Below are 17,352 nucleotides of genomic sequence, written 5' to 3' on the forward strand. Positions count from 1 at the left end.
CGTCAGTAACGGGCAGCCTTGCGCCCCCGTACTCATGCTCAGGAATTCGCCATGCACGCCCAGCTCGAAGAACTCATCGGCAAAATCAGCTCGGGCTGCCTGCCGCAGGATGAAATCACCCGCATCGCCACCGAGGCGGCCCAGGCCTACGCGGACCCGGTGGCGTTTCTGGCTGCCAACCCGGACATCAACTACGACGACAGCTTCCCCATCCCGCTGGGTGAGTGGATGGTAGTCGGCAACCTGCCAGAGACGGTGCTGTTCCAAGCCGACAGCTACGACGAGCTGTTCCGCCAGATCACCGAGTCGTTCGGCGCCGAAGTGAGCTTCGTACTCACTGCCAAACAGCTACAGAAGGTCGAACCGCTGAAGGCCCTGAACCGCATCCAAGTGCAACTGAGCAGCCTGTCCAAGGAAACCCAGGGCTATGTGCTGGTGGACTTCAGCGAACCGCTGGATGACGAACTGCAGGCAGTACTGGTGTACACCAGCGACCTGCCACGAGTGCTGGAGCTTGCTGTGGAAGTCGGTATCTACGCCGCACCGGCCTACCAGATGCTGAAGGCGGCGCAGGCCGAGCAGTGAGTCTGGCCCCCTAGGTTTTTGCATCACGGCCCAGAGAATCCCTGGGTATCGCTTCGCTCAACCCAGGCTACGCGCCCATCGTCATGGGCCGCGAGAATTACAGCCCGGCGTCGTGCAACCGGCGCAGGTGTTCGATGTACAGGCTGACCGGATTGACGCCCTCGCCGGTGCGGCCGAAGTGCTGGTTGACGATGTCCAGGTGATCCAGCGGGTAGTCATCGCGGATCACCTTGCCGAGGTGGGAGCTGACCCGGCCCACCATGCCGTCGCACTGCCCGGCTTCGCGTACGAAGGTGCGGGCGAAGCGGCGGCAGAACCAGTTCGACGGATCGCGGCGGTTGCCGCCCTGGTCAGTAATTCCCGGCTGCAACGTGCCGGACCAGGAGTAGTAACGCACGCCATTGACTTCTTCCGGGCCACCCTCGCCCCAGACGGTCGGCAAGCCCTGCGGGTATTGGTGATTGAAGATGCCAACGCCTTCGGTGGTCAGCGAGCGATGCGCCGCGCTGGCATTGATCGGCATGCGCGCACTGCGACCGCCGCTGTCCAGCAGCCTCACCACGCACCCCAGCACATGCACGCCCGCCTGCAGCAACTTGCCGCGCAGGCTGCCGTGAGCGAATTTGCGCTCGATGTGATCAGCAAGCTCGGAGCCTTGATGCGGCCCGGCAAGCGACGTCACCGAAGCGACCCACTCCGGCCGCTTCGCCGCCGCATAACGGCACACCAAAGCACCCTGGCTGTGGCCGAACAGGTGCACTTTGTCAGCGCCACTGCGCCGACGCGCCTCGGCGATCTGTGACAAGAGCTGATCACCGCGAAACTCGGTGGCGTGAACCGGCGACAAGCGCGCCGGGTAGACATCCACGCCCTGATTGCGCAGGGCCGTGACGATGCCATACCAGTAATCGAAACCCAGCAAACTGACGAAGCCCAAAAATCCAGGAACCAGCACCACTGGATACTTGGGAACTGCACGATGACCCATTTCAGTCTCCATGGCGGGACGCCACCTGGCCAAAGCCGGCAACAAGCGAGCGTAAGGGAAAGCACATCATGATTGTCGATGGCCACTATCAAGCCAGTCGACTTCAACCCTGACTGCCTCGCGCCTAGCATGGTTCCGTGAAACACGAATGCCGAAACAACGAGGTGCAACCATGAAAGTCCTGACCATCGCCCTGACCCTGAGCCTGCTAAGCGCCAATGCGCTGGCATTGCCCAGTCGCGGCCCGGCGCCCATTCTGGGTGAACTGGTCGACAGCAGCCAGCAGCAACAGCCCTACCGCAGCCAGTAACCGCGGGATGAGCGCCTGCACCTGTGAAGGACAGCGCGCGCGGGCAACGCCAGACCGAACCACGCAGTGATTTAGGACGAACTTATCCTCGCCCGCTGCGCTCGAAAAAATGGTCTGGTTCATCACAAGGGAAATAAACCATGTTCAAGCAAACTCTCGGCGCCGCAGCCGTTCTGGCCGTCCTTACCGGTTGTGCAGGCACGCCTGAGAACCCGGTTGATCACATCACCTACCGTAACGAGCCGCTGGTCAAGCAGGTCGAGAAGGACATGAGCAAGTCGACCGTTCTCGAGCTCGGCGGCCCACCCTCCTCGGAAATGGCTCGCACCGTTCATCCGGGCAGCTGCAACAACTACGTGCTCAACCGTGACGGCAAAGAACAGCCTTACTACGTGGCGTTCAACTCTGCCGACCGCGTTGATAGCAAAGGCTTCATGAGCTGTGAACAGATGGAAATCAACGAGCGCGAACGCGCCCGTGGTCACGGCATCTGATTCAGCCGCTACGCCATAAAAAATGCCCGCTTCCTGAGAGAGCGGGCATTTTTTATGGCGCCCGGGCTGACCGCTGGAAACCGTCAGCCCGGCACGCTAGGCGTTAAATCGCTCCGCGGCTGCGCAGCAGCGCCAGCACCTGCTTGACGCCGTCCTCTACCGACAGGCTCTGGGTATCCAGCACCAGGTCGGCATTGAGCGGCACATCGTACGGGAAGGACTCACCGGGGATGTTATCGCCCGCAGCGGCATACAGCCCTTGCGGATCGCGCTCTGCACACACCTGCGGCGATGCCTGCACATAGACAGTGATCAAGCGTTCGGTACCGATCAAGGCTTTGGCCTGTTCGCGCCCTTCGGCATCCGGTGCTACGAAGGCCGCCAGCGTGAGCAGACCGGCTTCGTTGAACTGACGCGCCACATGGGCGGCCCGGCGCCAATTCTCGGTACGCCCGGCGCGATCCTGCGGCAGGCCCTTGTTGAGGTCATGGCGCAGATTCTGGCCATCAAGCACGTAAACCGCGCGGCCCATGTCGAACAGCTTGCGCTCCACGGCATAAGCGAGGGTGCTCTTGCCGGCGCCAGACAGGCCACTGAACAGCACGGTGGCCGGCTGCTGGCCGAAGCGCGAAGCACGCTCTTCGGTGGACACGTGGCCAGACTCGCTGTGATGCCCAGAACCGGACACGCGCGCATCGGCGATGATCATGCCGGCGCCGACCGTGCCATTGGTCAGGCGGTCGATGATGATGAACGCGCCCGTGGTGCGATTGTGCTCGTAGCCGTCCAGGGCAATCGACGCATCGAGTGCAATCTTCACCTTGCCGATTTCATTGAGCTGCAGGCTGCTTGCGGCGCCTTCTTCCAGCGTATTGACGTCGACCCGGTGGGCGATACTGGCGATGGAGCCCGGCACATAGCTGGTGGCACGTTTGATGTCGTATTTCTTGCCGGGCAGCATCGGTTCTTCACCCATCCACACCAGCATGGCGTCAAAGCTGTCGACCACCTGCGGACGGTTATCGGCGTGCACCAGCATGTCGCCGCGCGACACGTCGATTTCGTCTTCCAGGGTCAGGGTAATCGCCTGGCCGGGGCCGGCCTGCTCCAGCTCACCTTCAAAGGTAACGATGGACTTAACCCTGCTGCCTTTGCCCGATGGCAGCGCAATCACTTCGTCGCCTTTGCGCACGATACCGCTGGCCAGGGTGCCGGCGAAGCCGCGGAAGTTCAGGTTCGGCCGATTGACGTACTGCACCGGAAAACGCAGATCGTCGAAGTTGCGGTCGCCCGCCACTTCCACGGTCTCGAGAATTTCCATCAGCGACTGGCCGCTGTACCACGGCGAGCGCTCGGATCTGTTGACCACGTTGTCGCCCTTCAGCGCCGACATCGGCACGAAGAACAGCGAGGTGGGCTTCAGATTGATCTTGTCGGCGAACGACAGGTAATCGGCTTTGATCTGCTCGAACACGCCTTCATCGAAGTCTTTAAGGTCCATCTTGTTGATGGCGACGACGATGTGTTTGATGCCCAGCAGCGAAGCGATGAAACTGTGGCGCTTGGTCTGCGTCTGCACGCCGTAACGGGCGTCGATCAGAATAATCGCCAGGTCGCAGTTCGATGCGCCCGTCGCCATATTGCGTGTGTACTGCTCATGGCCGGGGGTGTCGGCGATGATGAACTTGCGCTTGGTGGTGCTGAAATAGCGGTAGGCGACATCGATGGTGATGCCCTGCTCGCGCTCGGCTTGCAGGCCGTCGACCAGCAGCGCCAGGTCAACCTCTTCGCCAGTGGTGCCGGATTTCTTCGAGTCTTTGGTGATGGCATCCAGATGGTCTTCATAGATCATCTTGGAATCATGCAGCAGGCGGCCGATCAGGGTGCTTTTGCCGTCATCGACATTGCCGCAGGTAAGAAAGCGCAGCAGCTCCTTACGTTCGTGCTGGGCCAGATAGGCGAGGATGTCCTCGCTGATCAATTCGGATTGGTGCGACATATTAAAAGTACCCCTGACGTTTCTTCTCTTCCATCGAGCCGGATGAGTCATGGTCGATGACTCGGCCCTGGCGCTCAGAGGTCTTGGCCAGCAGCATCTCCTGAATGATTTCCGGCAAGGTGCTGGCAGTGGACTCCACCGCGCCCGTCAGCGGGTAGCAGCCCAGCGTGCGAAAGCGCACCATCTTTTTATGGATGCTGGCTTTCTGCTCAGGGGTGAGATGTTCGAGGATGCGCTCGTCGTCGATCATGATCAGCGCGCCGTTCATCTCGATCACTTCGCGCTCTTCGGCGAAATACAGCGGCACGATCGGGATGCTTTCCAGATAGATGTACTGCCAGATATCCAGCTCGGTCCAGTTGGAGAGCGGGAATACACGGATCGACTCGCCTTTTTTGACGTTGCCGTTGTACACGTTCCACAGCTCAGGGCGCTGGTTCTTCGGGTCCCAGCGGTGCTTGCTGTCACGGAACGAGTACACGCGCTCTTTGGCCCGCGACTTCTCTTCATCGCGGCGCGCGCCACCGAAGGCGGCGTCGAAACCATATTGGTCCAACGCCTGCTTGAGGCCTTCGGTCTTCATCACGTCGGTGTGCTTGGCACTGCCGTAGGTGAACGGGTTCATGTCCTGCGCCACGCCGTCGGGATTGGTGTGGGTAATCAAATCCAGGCCGTACTCGCCGACCATCTTCTCGCGGAAGCTGTACATCTCCTGGAATTTCCAGCGCGTATCCACGTGCATCACCGGAAAAGGCAGCTTCCCGGGGAAGAAGGCCTTGCGCGCGAGATGCAGCATCACCGCGGAATCCTTGCCGATGGAATAGAGCATCACCGGGTTGTCGAATTCGGCGGCCACTTCACGAATGATGTGGATGCTTTCCGCCTCGAGCTGTTTCAAGTGCGTCAGTTTGTCGAGCATGGCTACTCACGGGATAACAGTATGTATTGAGGCCTACGGGCCTTCGACGAGCCCGCACTCTAGCACAGCGATATCTTCTATTTGGGCAGCCCTTTAGATCGAAAACATCTAACTTTATAGCCGCCGATTTAGCCTCGCCCCGGCCTTGCGCGCGTGCTGGAGTGCCGCACTGGCTTGGCTTATACAAGCGATGCGAAATCAGATCGGGTTCGGACAATCGATGAACAGATGCTCGATAGCGAAGCGCCGACTCAGGTAATCGCCTAACGCCTGAACGCCATAACGCTCGGTGGCATGGTGCCCGGCAGCGATGAAACTGACATCGTTTTCCCGCGCGCTGTGGTAGGTCTGCTCGGAGGCTTCGCCGGTCAGATACAGATCGACCCCCGCGGCGATGGCCTGATCGATATAGCCCTGCCCGCCGCCCGTGCACCAGCCGATGCGGCTGACCATCCTGTCGCTGTCTATCAGCAACGGCTCACGCCCCAGCACCTCGTGAACACGGCGAGCAAAATCTCGTGAGCTCACAGGCTGCGCGAGCGAGCCGACCAGGCCGACGGCGCGAGGATTGCCCGGCTCCAGAGGCCCTTCGACCGTGATCTCCAACCGCCGGGCCAGCTGTACGTTGTTGCCCACCTCGGGATGCACATCCAGTGGCAGATGGTAGGCCAGCAGGCTGATATCGTTGGCCAGCAGGGTTTTCAGCCGCCGCTGCTTCATACCGGTGATGCAGGCGTTTTCGCCCTTCCAGAAATAGCCGTGGTGCACCAACAGCACATCCGCACGCGCCTCGACGGCGGCTTCGACGAGGGCCAGGCTGGCTGTCACGCCGCTGACCACGCGCTGTACCTGCGGCCTGCCCTCGACTTGCAGCCCGTTGGGGCAATAATCACTGATGCGCGAAGCATCCAGATAGCGTTCGGCTTCCGCTACCAGGGTCGTCAAAGCGATGGCCATATTGTTTCCTCACGAGCTGTTGCGAACCGATGCTTTATTGGTCGGCGGTTCCTATAATGGCGCACCTTAAGGGCCCCACCAGGGCCTCGCAACCCTCAGGATTGGATCGATGCTCAAGGCCCTGCGTTTCTTTGGTTGGCCATTACTGGTCGGCATTCTGGTATCGCTGCTGATCATGCAGCAATACCCGCAACTGGTGGGCCTGCCGATGCACGACGTTCAGCTGCGCCAGGCGCCCGCGTACGCCGGCGCGCAGGAAGGGCCGGCCTCCTATGCCACGGCGGTAAGCACCGCCTCGCCGGCAGTCGCCAACCTGTACACCACCAAATACGTGAGCAAGCCGAACCACCCGTTGCTCGACGACCCGCAGTTTCGCAAGTTCTACGGCGACAACCTGCCGGGGCAGCGCCGCATGGAGTCCAGCCTCGGCTCGGCGGTGATCATGAGCCGCGAAGGCTACCTGCTGACCAACAACCATGTGACCGCCAACGCCGATCAGATCGTGGTGGCGCTCAAGGATGGTCGCGAGACCCTCGCCCGGGTGATTGGCAGCGACCCGGAAACCGACCTGGCGGTTCTGAAGATCGACCTCAAGGATCTGCCGGCAATGACCCTAGGGCGCTCCGACAATATCAAGATCGGCGACGTGACCCTGGCCATCGGCAACCCGTTCGGCGTCGGCCAGACGGTGACCATGGGCATCATCAGCGCCACCGGGCGTAACCAGCTGGGCCTCAATACCTACGAAGATTTCATTCAGACCGACGCGGCCATCAACCCGGGCAATTCCGGCGGCGCGCTGGTGGATGCCTACGGCAACCTGGTCGGCATCAACACGGCGATCTTTTCCAAATCAGGCGGCTCTCAGGGTATCGGCTTCGCCATTCCGGTGAAGCTGGCAACCGAAGTGATGCAGGCGATCATCGAACATGGCCAGGTGATTCGCGGCTGGCTGGGCCTGGAAGTGCAACCGCTGACGCCTGAGCTGGCCGAATCCTTTGGCCTTGAAGGACGCCAGGGGATCATCGTGGCCGGCATCTACCGCAACGGCCCGGCGCAGAAGGCAGGCTTGCAACCCAACGACCTGATCCTCAAGATCGATGGCGAACCCGCTGGCGATGCCCGCCGCTCGATGAACCAGGTCGCACGGGCCAAACCCGGCGAGACGATTCGTATCGAGGTCATGCGCAACGGCAAGATGATGGAGCTTAGCGCCGAGATCGGCGTGCGTCCCCCGGTCGCCACCAGCAACTGATCACCCAGCGGCTGTCTCGCCGCGGTATAACCCGGGTATCGCTGCGCTCAACCCGGGCGATGACCTTGCCACAGCCGCATCGACACTCAGCGAGCAGCGAGCGCGTCGAGCAGCGCCTGGTTCTGCTCCGGGGAGCCAATGCTGATGCGCAGGAACTGGGCGATGCGCGCCTGCTTGAAGTGGCGCACGATCACGCCCTGCTCACGCAGTGCCGCCGCGATACCGGCCGCATCGTGCTGCGGGTGACGGGCGAAGATGAAGTTGGCCGCCGATGGCAGCACCTCGAAGCCCAGCGCCTGCAACCCGGCCGTGACCTGCTCGCGACTGTCGATTACCGCAGCGCAAGACTGCTCGAAGTAGGCACGGTCCTCGAACGCCGCCGCTGCGCCAGCGATGGCGATGCGGTCCAGCGGGTAGGAGTTGAAGCTGTTCTTGATGCGCTCCAGCGCCTCGATCAGATCCACATGCCCGACCGCCAAACCCACCCGCAATCCTGCCAGGGAACGGGATTTGGAAAGCGTCTGGGTCACCAGCAGGTTCGGGTACTTGTCGACCAGGCCGATCGCCGATACGCCGCCGAAATCGATATACGCTTCGTCGACCAGCACCACGGTATCCGGGTTGGCCTGCAGCAGGTGCTCGATGGCTTCGAGAGCCAGCAGGCAGCCAGTCGGCGCGTTGGGGTTGGGGAAAATAATGCCGCCATTGGGCCGCGCATAATCATCGACGCGAATCTGGAACTGCTCGTCCAGCGCCAACGGCTCCGCCTGGATGCCATACAGACCGCAATAGACCGGGTAGAAGCTATAGCTGATGTCCGGAAATAGCAGCGGTTTGCCGTGCTGGAACAGGCCGTGAAACGCATGGGCCAACACTTCGTCCGAACCGTTGCCGACGAATACCTGAGCGGTCTTCACCCCGTAGAAGTCGGCAACCGCCTGCTTCAGGCGATCACCATTGGGATCGGGATACAGGCGCAGGTCGTCGTTCAGCTCTTCGCGCATGGCGGCAATCGCCTTGGGCGACGGGCCGTAAGGGTTTTCGTTGGTATTGAGCTTGACCAGCTTGCTCAGCTTGGGCTGCTCGCCCGGCACGTAAGGCACCAGGTCCTTGACGAAGGGGCTCCAGAATTTGCTCATCTTCCCTTCTCTCCTCGAATTCGGTTGGGTCATTGGGTGGGTCGGATCACGAGCGGAGCCCACCTTGCCGTTGATCAGTTCTTAATGCGGTATTCGGCGCTACGGGCGTGGGCGGTCAGCGACTCGCCGCGTGCCAGAATCGAAGCCACTTTGCCAAGCTCGGAAGCACCCTCGGCGGAACAGTGGATGATCGACGAACGCTTCTGGAAGTCATAAACCCCGAGCGGCGACGAGAACCGTGCAGTGCCTGACGTCGGCAATACGTGGTTCGGCCCGGCGCAGTAATCGCCCAATGCCTCGGCGGTGTAACGGCCCATGAAGATGGCCCCCGCGTGGCGGATCGCTGGCAAGTACTGCTCGGGGTTTTCCACCGACAGCTCCAGGTGTTCGGGGGCGATACGGTTGGCCACTTCGATGGCCTGAGCCATATCGGCGACCTGGATCAGCGCGCCGCGGCCTTCGAGCGAAGTGCGGGCAATCGTCTCGCGCTCCAGGCTCGGCAACAGCCGCGCGATGCTCTCGGCAACCTTGTCGAGGAACGCCGCATCAGGGCTGACCAGAATCGACTGCGCATCTTCGTCGTGTTCGGCCTGGGAGAACAGGTCCATGGCAATCCAGTCCGGATCGGTCTGGCCATCGCAGACGACGAGGATTTCCGATGGCCCGGCGATCATGTCGATGCCGACCTTGCCGAACACATGGCGCTTGGCAGTCGCTACATAGATGTTGCCCGGGCCGACGATCTTGTCCACCGGCGGCACGCTTTCGGTGCCATAGGCCAGCGCCGCGACGGCCTGCGCGCCACCAATGGTGAACACCCGGTCGACACCGGCAATCGCCGCCGCGGCCAGGACGATCTCGTTGATTTCACCCCGTGGGGTGGGCACTACCATGACCACCTCTGGCACGCCGGCGACCTTGGCGGGAATGGCGTTCATCAATACCGAAGACGGGTAGGACGCTTTGCCACCCGGCACGTACAGGCCGGCTCGATCCAGCGGGGTGACCTTCTGGCCCAGTACCGTGCCGTCGGCCTCGGTGTAGCTCCAGGAATCCTGTTTCTGCTTTTCGTGGTAACTGCGTACGCGCTCGGCAGCGACTTCAAGCGCCTGGCGCTGCTCGACGGTGATGCGCGTCAGCGCCAATTCCAGGCGCTCGCGCGGCAAGATCAGGTCAGCCATCGAGGCGACTTCCAGCGCATCGAAACGCTGAGTGAACTCGACTACGGCGGCATCGCCGCGCTCACGCACGGTCTTGATGATGTCCAGCACGCGCTGATTCACACCGTCGTCCGAGACGCTTTCCCAGCTCAGCAGATGATCCAGATGATGGGCGAAATCCGCGTCGGCAGCGTTGAGTCGGCGGATGGCAACGGGAGCGGTCATAGCTGAAGCCTCATCTGGATTTTTTCAGGCGCCACATTAACAGGCCTCTCCGTGTGGGCACCTGAAAAATTGGCTATGGCACGGATAGGCGTTGCGCGGCCCAGAGCGGACCGCGCGAGGGAGGATCAATGCGGGTGGTGCGTCTCGACCGCTTCACGCAGCGTATCGATGAGGGCCTGAATGCGGCCATGCTGCATCTTCATGGACGCCTTGTTGACGACCAGACGCGAGCTGATGTGAGCGATCAGTTCCTGTGCTTCCAGGCCATTGGCCTTGAGGGTGTTACCGGTGTCGACGACGTCGATGATCTTGTCGGCCAGCCCAACCAGCGGAGCAAGCTCCATCGAGCCGTACAGCTTAATGATGTCGACCTGGCGGCCTTGCTCGGCGTAGTAGCGCTTGGCGACATTGACGAACTTGGTGGCCACGCGCAGCCGGCCTTTCGGCTCAGGAGCGCCAATCGCACCAGCGGTCATCAGTTTGCAGCGCGCGATGCGCAGGTCCAGCGGCTCGTAGAGCCCCTGACCACCGTATTCGAGCAGTACGTCCTTGCCGGCAACACCAAGATCAGCAGCACCGTGCTCGACATACGTTGGTACGTCAGTCGCGCGGACAATCAACAAACGCACATCGTCCTGGGTGGTCGGGATGATCAGCTTGCGGCTCTTGTCCGGATTCTCGGTCGGCACGATGCCTGCCGCGGCGAGCAGCGGCAGGGTGTCATCGAGAATGCGGCCTTTCGACAGGGCAATGGTCAGCATCAGATCAACCCGGCACGCGGCGAATCTTCGCCCCCAGCAATTGCAGTTTTTCTTCGATGCACTCGTAACCACGGTCGATGTGGTAGATGCGATCGATCACCGTGTCGCCCTCGGCAACCAGTGCGGCGATGACCAGGCTCGCCGAAGCGCGCAGGTCGGTAGCCATCACCGGTGCGCCCTTGAGCTGCGCCACGCCAGTGACGATGGCGGTATTGCCTTCAACTTGGATCTGCGCGCCCATGCGGCTCATCTCATAAACGTGCATGAATCGGTTTTCGAAGATCGTCTCGATCACCGTGCCTGTGCCTTCGGCAATGGCATTGAGGGCGATGAACTGTGCCTGCATGTCAGTGGGGAATGCCGGGTATGGCGCGGTACGCAGGCTCACGGCCTTCGGACGCTTGCCCTGCATGTCCAGCTCGATCCAGTCCGGGCCGGTGGTGATGTGCGCGCCGGCTTCCTGCAGCTTGGCCAGAACGGCTTCCAGCGTGCTCGGGTCGGCATCCTTGACCTTGACGCGACCGCCGGTTGCGGCAGCGGCAACCAGGTAGGTGCCAGTCTCGATGCGATCGGGCATGACACTGAAGCGCGCGCCGTGTAGGCGCTCAACGCCATCGATGGTGATAGTGTCGGTACCGGCGCCTTGAATCTTCGCGCCCATGGCGATCAGGCAGTTGGCCAGATCGACCACTTCGGGCTCACGGGCCGCGTTTTCCAGAACGGTGCGCCCCTTGGCCAGGGTCGCGGCCATGAGGATGTTTTCGGTGCCGGTTACGCTGACCATGTCGAAGAAGAAGTGCGCACCGCGCAGGCCGCCTTCGGGCGCCTTGGCTTTGATATAGCCGCCTTCAACATCAATGATCGCGCCCATGGCTTCGAGGCCACGGATATGCAGGTCGACCGGACGCGAGCCGATGGCGCAGCCGCCGGGCAGCGCCACTTCGGCTTCACCGAAGCGCGCGACCATTGGGCCGAGCACCAGGATCGAGGCGCGCATGGTCTTCACCAGCTCGTACGGCGCGACCAGTGTCTTCATGGTGCGCGCGTCGACTTCGACGCTGAGCTTCTCGTCGATGATCGGCTCGATGCCCATACGACCGAACAGCTCGATCATCGTGGTGATGTCGTGCAGATGCGGCAGGTTGCAGATGGTCACCGGCGCATCGCCGAGCAAGGTAGCGGCCAGAATCGGCAGCGCAGAGTTCTTCGCACCGGAAATGCGGATCTCGCCGTCGAGACGCACGCCGCCAGTAATGCTTAATTTATCCATAGCTAATTCGTCGTCTCAGGAACGCGCGGCCCAATCGGCACGGCTGAAGAATTTCATGCTCACGGCGTGGATACTGCCATCGGCAATCCAGGGATTCAGGTGAGCGTAGATTTGTTGCTGACGCTTGACCGGGCTGAGGCCGGCCAGCTCGTCGCTGATCAGATTAAGCTGGAAATTGCAGCCTTCACCGTCGACCTCTACCTGGACATCCGGCAGCTTGGTCTCCAAGAAACTTTTTACCTCAAGGGCCTGCATGCTCAACCTCGATCAACGTATTCAATAAGCGTGAACACCGCGGGGCGGCGCTTGTATACGGCGTAGGGCCAATGCCTGGTGCGATGCACGGCAACCAAGACGTCGGCTGGATGGCCCAGGCCCGGTATACATGGGGCGGGCATCATATCAAAAAATTACCCGCAGCAATTTCTGACATCGCTCGCGCGGCCCGGCGGCCGATGTTTCTCACTTCCAGTGAGCAGCGCGTCGGTGTTGCGCCTGGAGACCTGTTCAGGCCTCCAGCGGCAAAACATGCTCCAGTTCGCACACCTTGGCGATCCCTGCCATGTCCTCAGGCAAACCGCGAATGCTCACCGTCTTGCCCACAGCCTGAGCATCACGAAGGTAAGACAGCAACAGCGACAAGCCGACACTGCTGGACTTTTCTACCGCCGCGCAATCGATCACGCACGCCTGCGCTTGCATAGAGCGAATCAGCCGGCCGCCCTGCTCACGCAGTGTCGGTCCGTTCTGATAGTCGAGCACCCCGGAGAGCGCAAGCACGCCAGGCGCCTGCTCGACGATGGCCGCTGAACTCACGATGTACCCCGAGCCTGACGGGCCTTGGCCACGGTATCGGCCCAGGTATCGATTACCTTGTCCAGGTCGTTGCGGTTGTTCTGCATCGACTGGGCGAACTGATCACGGAACAACTTGCCGACGTTGATGCCATTGATCACCACGTTACGCAGCTTCCAGGTATCACCTTCAGCAACCATGGTGTAGGACAGCGGATACACCGTGCCTTTGCCATCACGGATTTCCATGTTCACCGAAGTGCGCTGTGGGTCCTGCTTGCCTGAAGCGGGAATCACCCGGATGTCCTGGTTGTTGTATTCGAGCAGGGCGTTGCCATAGAACTGCATCAGGCTGCGCTTGAAGTTCTCCTGAAAGCGAGTCATCTGCTCGGGCGTCGCCTGGCGCGAATAACGCACCGTCATCACGCCACGGGAAATACCCTCGACGTCGACGACCGGGCCAAGAATTTCATTGAGCGAGTTGTAGAACGCGTCAGGGTTGCTGCGGTACTCATCCTTGTTGGCTTTGAGGTCGGCCAGCAGGGTCTCGGTGGTTTCCTGCACGACCTCATGGGCAGCAGGCGCAGCGATGGCCAGCAGCGGTAGCGTGGCCAGCAGAGCGACAAGGCTGTTGCGCACGGCATTGATCATCATCGGGTACCTCATTGGCTTTCTTGATCTCTGTTGACCGAATTGAGCAGGAATTTGCCAATCAGATCCTCGAGTACAAGAGAGGACTGGGTGTCATGGATGGTTCCCCCATCAGTCAGCAGCTCTTCGTCGCCACCCACGCTGATGCCCACGTATTTTTCGCCGAGCAGACCAGCGGTCAGAATCGAGGCAGTGGAATCCATTGGGAGGTTATTGACGTTGTCGTCGAGCTCCATCGTCACGCGCCCGGTATAGCTGTCACGATCCAGGTCGATCGCCGTGACGCGGCCGATATTCACCCCGGCCATGGTGACCTTGGCACGCACGGTGAGGCCGGCAATGTTGTCGAAGTAGGCATAGACCTTGTAGCTGTCTACGGTGTTGCCGGGCGCCAGCCCACTGACTCGCAGAGCCAGCAGCAGCAGGGCCAGGATCCCGGCCAGGAGAAACAGGCCGACACCGATTTCCATCGTGCGGTTTTGCATCAGAAGTCTCCAAACATCAAAGCGGTCAGAATGAAATCCAGCCCCAACACGGCCAGCGAGGCATAAACGACCGTTCGGGTCGTCGCGCGGCTGATGCCTTCCGAGGTTGGCTCGCAGTCGTAGCCCTGGAATACGGCGATCCAGGTGACGACGAAGGCGAAGACCAGGCTTTTGATTATCCCGTTGAGGACGTCTTCGCGGAACGAAACACTGTTTTGCATCGTGGCCCAGAACGAGCCTTCATAAACACCCAACCAGTCGACGGCGACCATCGCCCCGCCCCAGATTCCAACGACGCTGAAGATGATTGCCAGCAACGGCATGGAAATGAAGCCCGCCCATAGGCGCGGGGCCACGATGTGCTTGAGCGGGTCGACCCCGATCATTGCCAGGCTCGACAGCTGCTCGGTGGACTTCATATTGCCGATTTCCGCGGTCAGTGCCGAACCGGCACGCCCGGCAAACAACAACGCGGTGACCACGGGCCCCAGCTCACGCAGCAGCGTCAGGGCGACCATTTGCCCAACCGCCTGCTCGGAACCGTATTTGGCCAGGATGCTGTAGCCCTGCAGGGAAAGCACCATGCCGATGAAAACGCCGGAGACGATGATGATCGCCAGCGACATCACACCGACAGAGTACAACTGCTTGATCAGCAGCTGCAGCGAGCTGCCAGAGGTACCGCGCCCGAATAGTGCGCGCAGCAGAAAGACCGTTGAACGCCCCAGCGAGGCAACCACGTCGATACCCGCACGCCCGAACAGGCGAACCCGCTCGAGTGAAGATGTTCTGCGCATCAGCGCCCCCCTAATAGGTCGTCGCGGTAGTTCGGCGCTTGAAAGTGGAACGGCACGGGGCCATCCGGCGTGCCCTGCATGAACTGACGCACCCGTGGGTTATCGGAGTCACGCAACTCGGCAGGCGTGCCCTGCCCGAGCACCTGGCTGTCACCGACCACATAGATGTAGTCGGCAATGCTCGCCGTCTCGGCTAGGTCGTGAGAAACCACAATACTGGTGATACCCAGTGCATCGTTGAGCAGTCGAATCAAGCGCACCAGAACGCCCATGGCAATCGGGTCCTGGCCGACAAATGGCTCATCGTACATAAGGATCTGCGGATCGAGAGCGATCGCCCGTGCTAGCGCGACGCGGCGCTTCATCCCACCGGAGAGCTCATCTGGCATCAAATCGATAGCGCCGCGCAAACCCACTGCCTGCAACTTCATCAAAACAATGTCACGAATCATTTCTTCGGGCAGCTGGGTGTGCACGCGCAACGGAAAGGCCACGTTCTCGAACACATCGAGATCGGTAAACAGCGCGCCGCTTTGAAACAGCACGCCCATCTGCTTGCGCATGTCGAACAGCTCGCTGCGCGACAGGTCCGGCAGGTTCAGCCCATTGACGTGGATCTGTCCCGCGCTGGGCCGCAGCTCGGCCGCGATCAGCCGCAACAGCGTGGTTTTGCCACAGCCAGAGGGGCCCATGATCCCGGTGACCTTGCCCCGCGGGATGCAAATATCGACGTTCTTGAAGATGTCACGCGCGCCACGCTGAAAACTGACGTTCTTCAGCTCGACTGCATACTGATTTTCGGCGTTCATCGGAACTCCATTGCGCACTGCATTCCTGATCAGACGCCCAGCATCGCGATAAGGGCACTAAGACCACCCACGCAGGCCAAAAAATGGCTGCGGACTATAGCATCTGCCCAATTGCCCACCAAAGCGGGTCAACCATGGCGTTCAGGCTTGTGACAGCTTCGGCATTTCGCAGTCGCGCCATGGATGATGAGTCCGACAGCCTTTACCGCTATAATCCCCCTCTTTTTCGCCGAGCAGCCCCAGCCGAGCATGAACCAGACCCGCGACCTGATTGACTCCGCACAGCGCACCATCCGCCTTGAAATCGAGGCGGTACAAGAGCTGTTGCCTCGCATCGACGCCAATTTCGTCAAGGCCTGCGAGCTGATCCTGGCCAGCAAAGGCCGCGTGGTGGTGGTCGGCATGGGCAAATCCGGACATATCGGCAACAAGATCGCGGCCACCCTGGCCAGCACCGGCACAACCGCGTTTTTCGTGCATCCGGCTGAAGCCAGCCACGGCGACATGGGCATGATCACCCGCGATGACGTGGTGCTTGCCCTGTCCAATTCCGGCTCCACGGCCGAGATCGTGACGCTGTTGCCGCTGATCAAGCGCCTCGGCATCACCCTGATCAGCATGACCGGCAATCCTGACTCAGCGCTGTCGAAAGCGGCCGAAGTGAACCTCGACACCCGTGTCGCCAAGGAAGCCTGCCCGCTCAACCTGGCACCAACGTCCTCGACCACGGCTTCGCTGGTGCTCGGAGATGCCCTGGCCATTGCGCTGCTCGAGGCTCGCGGTTTCACCGCCGAAGATTTCGCCTTCTCCCACCCGGGTGGCGCCCTGGGCCGTCGCCTGCTGCTCAAGGTCGAGAACGTCATGCATGCCGGCGACAGCCTTCCGCAGGTCAAGCGCGGCACCAGCCTGCGCGACGCCCTGCTGGAGATGACCCAGAAGGGCCTGGGCATGACCGCCGTACTGGAAGACGATGGCCGCCTCGCCGGAATATTTACAGACGGCGATCTGCGCCGCGCGCTGGATAAAGGTGTAGATGTGCGTGAAGCACGCATCGACGACGTGATGACTCCGCATGGCAAGACGGCCCGTGCCGACATGCTTGCCGCCGAGGCACTGAAAATCATGGAAGACAACAAGATCAGCGCGCTGGTCGTGGTGGACGGCAACGACTACCCGGTGGGCGCCTTCAACCTCGGCGACCTGCTGCGCGCGGGGGTAATGTGATGAACGACCTACTGCAGCGCACTCGCGCCATCAAACTGGCCATCTTCGATGTCGATGGCGTGCTCACCGACGGCAAGCTTTACTTTCTTGTCGATGGGAGCGAGTTCAAAACGTTCAACACACTGGATGGTCAGGGCATCAAGATGCTGATCAACTCCGGTGTGCGCACCGCGATCATCAGCGGCCGCAAGACGCCAGTCGTCGAGCGCCGCGCACAGAACCTGGGTATTCAGCATCTGTACCAAGGTCGTGAAGACAAACTCGATGTGCTCGACGAATTGCTCGGCGAGCTGGGCTTGAGCTATGAACAAGTGGCGTACCTGGGCGACGACCTGCCAGACCTGCCGGTAATCCGCCGAGTTGGCCTGGGCATGGCCGTGGCCAGCGCCGCCAGTTTCGTGCGAGAGCACGCCCACGGCGTCACCCAGGCGCGCGGCGGCGAAGGTGCGGCGCGTGAATTCTGCGAACTGATCATGCGCGGCCAGGGTACGCTTGAAGCCGCCCAATCCGCTTACCTCTAGGGCCTGCCG

The 17,352-nt window shown here is 61.2% G+C and carries 20 protein-coding genes; 6 read left to right on the top strand and 14 right to left on the bottom strand.

Going from position 1 to position 17,352, the window contains the following annotated elements:
* Positions 1-51 precede the first annotated feature (51 nt).
* The gene (locus tag BLS60_RS07175; protein WP_092366314.1) at positions 52-585 is read left to right on the top strand and encodes a hypothetical protein; all 534 of its coding nucleotides are present in this window, start codon (positions 52-54) and stop codon (positions 583-585) included.
* Between the two features lie 97 nt (positions 586-682).
* On the opposite strand, the gene BLS60_RS07180 is transcribed toward BLS60_RS07175, so the two are convergent.
* The gene (locus BLS60_RS07180) at positions 683-1,573 is read right to left on the bottom strand and encodes an esterase/lipase family protein (RefSeq protein WP_244153372.1); all 891 of its coding nucleotides are present in this window, start codon (positions 1,571-1,573) and stop codon (positions 683-685) included.
* A gap of 172 nt (positions 1,574-1,745) precedes the next feature.
* On the opposite strand from BLS60_RS07180, the gene BLS60_RS21455 reads away from it, so the two are divergent.
* Positions 1,746-1,883, top strand: a complete 138-nt coding sequence (locus BLS60_RS21455; protein ID WP_167357652.1) for a hypothetical protein — start codon at positions 1,746-1,748, stop codon at positions 1,881-1,883.
* A gap of 140 nt (positions 1,884-2,023) precedes the next feature.
* Positions 2,024-2,377, top strand: coding sequence for an osmotically-inducible lipoprotein OsmE (osmE, locus tag BLS60_RS07185; protein ID WP_070880732.1), 354 nt, complete (start codon positions 2,024-2,026; stop codon positions 2,375-2,377).
* A 103-nt stretch (positions 2,378-2,480) separates the two neighbouring features.
* Here osmE and cysN read toward each other — a convergent pair whose 3' ends face one another.
* From cysN to BLS60_RS07200, 3 genes are all read right to left on the bottom strand, one after another.
* Positions 2,481-4,376: a sulfate adenylyltransferase subunit CysN gene (gene cysN, locus BLS60_RS07190; protein WP_092366320.1), complete on the bottom strand. Its 1,896-nt coding sequence runs from the start codon at positions 4,374-4,376 to the stop codon at positions 2,481-2,483.
* Between the two features lies 1 nt (position 4,377).
* Positions 4,378-5,295: a sulfate adenylyltransferase subunit CysD gene (cysD, locus tag BLS60_RS07195; RefSeq protein ID WP_092366323.1), complete on the bottom strand. Its 918-nt coding sequence runs from the start codon at positions 5,293-5,295 to the stop codon at positions 4,378-4,380.
* Positions 5,296-5,493: 198 nt separating this feature from the next.
* A complete protein-coding gene (locus BLS60_RS07200; protein WP_092366326.1) occupies positions 5,494-6,252 on the bottom strand; it encodes a Nif3-like dinuclear metal center hexameric protein in 759 nt (252 codons plus the stop codon).
* 109 nt (positions 6,253-6,361) lie between these two features.
* Here BLS60_RS07200 and algW point away from each other — a divergent pair, with 109 nt between their 5' ends.
* Complete coding sequence (gene algW / locus BLS60_RS07205) at positions 6,362-7,507, top strand: Do family serine endopeptidase AlgW (protein ID WP_070880728.1); 1,146 nt, start codon at positions 6,362-6,364, stop codon at positions 7,505-7,507.
* Between the two features lie 86 nt (positions 7,508-7,593).
* Here the strand turns inward: algW and hisC are convergent, their stop codons facing one another.
* From hisC to BLS60_RS07255, 10 genes are all read right to left on the bottom strand, one after another.
* Positions 7,594-8,646 (bottom strand): histidinol-phosphate transaminase, encoded by a 1,053-nt coding sequence (gene hisC, locus BLS60_RS07210; RefSeq protein WP_092366329.1) that lies wholly within the window; start codon positions 8,644-8,646, stop codon positions 7,594-7,596.
* A 74-nt stretch (positions 8,647-8,720) separates the two neighbouring features.
* Positions 8,721-10,031 (bottom strand): histidinol dehydrogenase, encoded by a 1,311-nt coding sequence (hisD, locus tag BLS60_RS07215; protein ID WP_092366332.1) that lies wholly within the window; start codon positions 10,029-10,031, stop codon positions 8,721-8,723.
* A gap of 125 nt (positions 10,032-10,156) precedes the next feature.
* Complete coding sequence (gene hisG, locus BLS60_RS07220) at positions 10,157-10,792, bottom strand: ATP phosphoribosyltransferase (RefSeq protein WP_092366336.1); 636 nt, start codon at positions 10,790-10,792, stop codon at positions 10,157-10,159.
* A 4-nt stretch (positions 10,793-10,796) separates the two neighbouring features.
* Positions 10,797-12,062, bottom strand: coding sequence for a UDP-N-acetylglucosamine 1-carboxyvinyltransferase (gene murA, locus BLS60_RS07225; protein WP_070880724.1), 1,266 nt, complete (start codon positions 12,060-12,062; stop codon positions 10,797-10,799).
* A 15-nt stretch (positions 12,063-12,077) separates the two neighbouring features.
* The gene (locus tag BLS60_RS07230) at positions 12,078-12,317 is read right to left on the bottom strand and encodes a BolA family protein (RefSeq protein WP_027909990.1); all 240 of its coding nucleotides are present in this window, start codon (positions 12,315-12,317) and stop codon (positions 12,078-12,080) included.
* 252 nt (positions 12,318-12,569) lie between these two features.
* Positions 12,570-12,878, bottom strand: coding sequence for an STAS domain-containing protein (locus BLS60_RS07235; protein WP_092366339.1), 309 nt, complete (start codon positions 12,876-12,878; stop codon positions 12,570-12,572).
* The gene (locus BLS60_RS07240) at positions 12,875-13,507 is read right to left on the bottom strand and encodes an MlaC/ttg2D family ABC transporter substrate-binding protein (protein ID WP_092366566.1); all 633 of its coding nucleotides are present in this window, start codon (positions 13,505-13,507) and stop codon (positions 12,875-12,877) included. The genes BLS60_RS07235 and BLS60_RS07240 overlap by 4 nt, the downstream gene beginning before the upstream one ends.
* A gap of 11 nt (positions 13,508-13,518) precedes the next feature.
* Positions 13,519-13,992, bottom strand: coding sequence for an outer membrane lipid asymmetry maintenance protein MlaD (gene mlaD / locus BLS60_RS07245; RefSeq protein WP_070880722.1), 474 nt, complete (start codon positions 13,990-13,992; stop codon positions 13,519-13,521).
* Positions 13,992-14,789, bottom strand: coding sequence for a lipid asymmetry maintenance ABC transporter permease subunit MlaE (gene mlaE / locus BLS60_RS07250; protein ID WP_070880721.1), 798 nt, complete (start codon positions 14,787-14,789; stop codon positions 13,992-13,994). The genes mlaD and mlaE overlap by 1 nt, the downstream gene beginning before the upstream one ends.
* Positions 14,789-15,598, bottom strand: coding sequence for an ATP-binding cassette domain-containing protein (locus BLS60_RS07255; RefSeq protein WP_070880720.1), 810 nt, complete (start codon positions 15,596-15,598; stop codon positions 14,789-14,791). The genes mlaE and BLS60_RS07255 overlap by 1 nt, the downstream gene beginning before the upstream one ends.
* 249 nt (positions 15,599-15,847) lie before the next feature.
* Between BLS60_RS07255 and BLS60_RS07260 the strand changes: the two genes are divergently transcribed.
* Positions 15,848-16,822, top strand: a complete 975-nt coding sequence (locus BLS60_RS07260; RefSeq protein ID WP_070880719.1) for a KpsF/GutQ family sugar-phosphate isomerase — start codon at positions 15,848-15,850, stop codon at positions 16,820-16,822.
* The gene (locus BLS60_RS07265) at positions 16,822-17,343 is read left to right on the top strand and encodes a KdsC family phosphatase (protein WP_070880718.1); all 522 of its coding nucleotides are present in this window, start codon (positions 16,822-16,824) and stop codon (positions 17,341-17,343) included. Before BLS60_RS07260 ends, BLS60_RS07265 begins: the two co-directional genes overlap by 1 nt.
* Positions 17,344-17,352: the final 9 nt, after the last annotated feature.

It is taken from the genome of Phytopseudomonas seleniipraecipitans, assembly GCF_900102335.1.
GTDB lineage: Bacteria > Pseudomonadota > Gammaproteobacteria > Pseudomonadales > Pseudomonadaceae > Aquipseudomonas > Aquipseudomonas seleniipraecipitans.